Here is a 3,407-nt window from a genome sequence, read left to right as displayed (position 1 = left end):
TGCGGCAATTGCGTCGAAGTCTGCCCGGTCGGCGCGCTGATGAGCTTCCCTTATCGCTATAAGGCGCGGCCCTGGGATCTGGCCGAGACCGATACGATCTGCCCGCATTGCGGCACCGGCTGCCAGCTGACGGTCGGCACGCGCAAGGGCGAGTTCATGCGCGTGCGCTCGAAGTGGGACGAGGGGCTCAACCGCGAAACGCTCTGCGTGCGGGGGCGCTTTGGCCTCGATTTCGTTACGAGCCCGGACAGGATCAAGCGACCGATGGTCCGTCGCGATGGCGCCCTCGTGCCGGTTTCCTGGGAAGAAGCGGGGGACTACCTGCAGCGGCGCCTGTCGGCGGTCGAGGGAAAGGCTGCAGGCGGGCTGGCCTCGCCGCGCCTTCCCAACGAGATGCTTTACCAGTTTCAGAAAATGATGCGGACGGTATTCCGGACCAACAACGTAGACTGCTCGTCGCGCTGGTCCACGCCGTTAGATGCGCTCGGTCCATTGGTGATGGGTTACTACAGCCGCGCACCGTTGGCGGACGTCATCGGCAACGACTGCGTGCTCGTCGTCGGCGGCAACGTGACCGAGGAAAACCCGGTGACCGAATATCTGTTGCGTGACGCCGCACGGCGGCGGCAGATGGGCTTGCTCATGCTCTCGGCACGGCCGTCCCGCCTGGAGGCCGACGCCCGGGCGGTCGTTCGCGTTTCCCCGGGCGACGAGGCAGCGGGCGTTGCGGCGGTGGTGGCCGGCATCGTGGCGGCGGCCGGCAAGGACTTGCCCGACGAGGTGCTTGCGGGCATCGGCGCGACAATTGGCGGGCCAGCAGCGGCCACCGGCGGCGGCGAACCGTACCGCCTCGCCAAGGCGCTGCTGGAAGGGCGGAGCGTCAGCGTGCTTCTCAGCGCCGATCTCCTGAGGTCGCCGTTGGCGCGCGAGACATTGCAGCAGCTCAGCAATCTCGCGCAGGTTCTTCGCGCACTCGACAAGGAACTGGCGCTGCAGTTCCTTTTCGACCGCGCCAACCAGCTGGGTGCCTGGGATATGGGCGTTCTACCGGCCGCCCTACCGGGGCTGCGGGCGGTCGCCGACGATGCGGCGCGCGCGATTTTCGAACAGGTCTGGGGCGCCGGGATCCCGTCCGAACCGGGCGCGGATTTCGACGGCATGCTGGAACTCTGTGACCGGGGACGAATGGGCACGCTCTATATCGCCGGAAGCGATCCGCTGATGTCCTATCCCGACCGGAGGTTCGTGGAGCGGGCGCTTCGCGCCGCCGATCTCCTGATCGTGCAGGACGCATTCCTCACGGATACGGCGGGCCTGGCCGATGTGGTGCTGCCCGCCGCGAGTTATGGCGAAGAATCCGGCACTTTCACCAATAACGAAGGCCGGATCCAGAAGGTCTGCAAGTTCCGTGAGCCCGTCGCCGAGGGGCGGGGCAACCTGGCGATCTTCGACTTCGTCGCGGCCCTTCGCGGCCAGTCGTCGCGGCCATCGGTTCAACGCGAGATTTTCGACGAGATTGCCCGCTTGGTCCCGGCTTACGAAGGGCTAACGCAGGATGGGCTTGGCACTGACGGAGCGTTTACGAAAGCCGTCCTTGCGCCGCCGGCTGGCGGGTTCTTCGCGCTAGCGCCTGCACCCATTGCAACCGGCCGGCTCATGCTCGTCACCGGCAACTGTTTGTTCCACAACGGATATCTTTCTGAACACTCGGAGATACTGAATACGGTCGCGGACGACCCCTATGTGGAGATGGGCGCCCAGGATGCTGCGCAGCTGGGTCTTTCGGATGGCGATCAGGTGGTCGTGCGATCCGACCAGGGCGAGCTGACCGCCCAGATCAAGGTCAACAAGCGCTTTCCCAGCGGCCTTGCGTTCGTTCCCGAAAACTACCGCGCTTTGCGTCTCAACAGCCTGATGCGGCGGGGCGAATACCCATGTCCGGTGGAGGTTGAGAAGGCGCAGGCGGCCTTCGGAACCTCCACCGCAGCAGGGCTCGGACCGGGGGCCGAGAACTTTGGCCAAAGCAGCGCCGGTGGCTCACCCTAGCTCGGCGAGTCTCGTCAGTGATAGCTGACCCCGCAGATGTAATCCTGCAGGTCCTGCTCGTTGCGCATCGCTTCATCGAGCCGGTACTTGACCACGTCGCCGATGCTGACGATGCCGGCAATGTCGTCGCCATCCATGACCAGCACATGGCGCGTACGCCGCTCGGTCATGATCGCCATCACAAGAGGCAGCAAATCCTCTGTCGAGCAGGTCGCCACACTGCGGTTCATCATATCGCTGACACGCATTATGGGCGCTTCGCTTCCGTACTCAGCGACCGCATTGCAGCAGTCGCGCTCCGACACCGTGCCCAAGCATTCCCCGGGGAAACGGCCGACGATAACGAAGCCGATGTTGTTTTCGCGAAACAACCTCAAGACCTCCACCATTGTGTGGTCCGGTGTGACCGAGATGATCTCGGGAGACTTGCTATTCAAGATCTGGCACACATGCATACGAGCCTCCTCTCTGCGCGCTCCGGCATGACGGTTAGCGCGTTCACGTTCGTCGAATATTACGCCACCAATTGTACCCCTGCGGCTCGCCCGCCTCGATCACAACGTTCTGGTCGACGTTCAGGCGCGCAGCCACCACACCTCCCCCGGTCGTCGCCTTGCCCGGTTTGTCGAGAAGATCGTCACGCCCGATCACCAGGTCCTGCGAGGAGAAACTCGAGAACTCGTACTGCTGGCCAAGCGCGATCGCGTCCGCCGGGCAGGCGTCCTCGCACAGCCCGCAGAACAGGCACCGCGCCGTGTCGATCTCGAACTTGATCGGGTGACGTTTGCCGTTCTCGTCCTCGTAGGGGACGACTTCGATGCAGTCGCAGGGACAAATCCGCGCGCAGAGTTCGCAGGCCACGCATTTGATCTCGCCTTCTTCGTCGCGCTTCAGGAAGTGATGCCCGCGGTAACGCGAGTAGGGCAACCACTTTTCCTTGTCCGGATATTGCATGGTCACGGGCCTGGAGAACATGTAGCCGAAGGTCAAAGCCAAACCGCTCGCCAGATCGGCGAAGAACGCCCAGCCGATCCATGTTCCAATACTGTCCCGCGCGTGCGACATTGCCGCCCCACTACGGAGCCAATGCGGCCCCTAAAAGAAAACAAGACCAGTGATGATTATGTTCGCCATCGACAAAGGAAGCAAGACTTTCCATCCGATCGCCATCAGCTGGTCGTAGCGATAGCGCGGGAAGGTGAAGCGAAACCACATGAACAAATAAACGAAGAACGCGACCTTGAGCGCGAACCAGAGGAGTGGTGGCAGGGGGATCAATGCGCCGTTCCAGCCGCCGAAGAACAGGATCACCACGAGGACCGACACCAGCAATACGATGGCATATTCGCTGATCATGAAGA

4 protein-coding genes are annotated in these 3,407 nt (G+C 63.0%); 1 reads left to right on the top strand and 3 read right to left on the bottom strand.

Going from position 1 to position 3,407, the window contains the following annotated elements:
• The coding region (locus ACPYOI_RS35275) for a molybdopterin-dependent oxidoreductase (RefSeq protein ID WP_481424082.1) at positions 1-2,046 on the top strand (2,046 nt) is incomplete at its 5' end.
• A 14-nt stretch (positions 2,047-2,060) separates the two neighbouring features.
• On the opposite strand, the gene ACPYOI_RS35270 is transcribed toward ACPYOI_RS35275, so the two are convergent.
• The 3 genes from ACPYOI_RS35270 to ACPYOI_RS35260 form a co-directional block, all read right to left on the bottom strand.
• Positions 2,061-2,501 carry a CBS domain-containing protein gene (locus ACPYOI_RS35270; protein WP_168830046.1) on the bottom strand — a complete coding sequence of 147 codons (441 nt, stop codon included), beginning with the start codon at positions 2,499-2,501 and terminating at the stop codon, positions 2,061-2,063.
• A gap of 43 nt (positions 2,502-2,544) precedes the next feature.
• On the bottom strand, positions 2,545-3,111 hold the full coding sequence (locus ACPYOI_RS35265; RefSeq protein ID WP_481418477.1) for an NADH-quinone oxidoreductase subunit I: 567 nt from the start codon (positions 3,109-3,111) through the stop codon (positions 2,545-2,547).
• A 30-nt stretch (positions 3,112-3,141) separates the two neighbouring features.
• Positions 3,142-3,407 (bottom strand): NADH-quinone oxidoreductase subunit H (locus tag ACPYOI_RS35260; RefSeq protein WP_481424081.1); only part of this gene is annotated, 266 nt, incomplete at its 5' end.

It is taken from the genome of Rhizobium sp. SVR5-2C (assembly GCF_056755115.1).
This window is presented reverse-complemented; position numbering and strand designations above follow the sequence as displayed.

What these genes read in the sequence shown, in the direction of transcription:
- ACPYOI_RS35270 (WP_168830046.1), bottom strand. Translation starts at nt 2,501, where the DNA reads ATGCATGTGTGCCAGATCTTGAATAGCAAGTCTCCCGAGATCATCTCG.
- ACPYOI_RS35265 (WP_481418477.1), bottom strand. Translation starts at nt 3,111, where the DNA reads ATGTCGCACGCGCGGGACAGTATTGGAACATGGATCGGCTGGGCGTTC.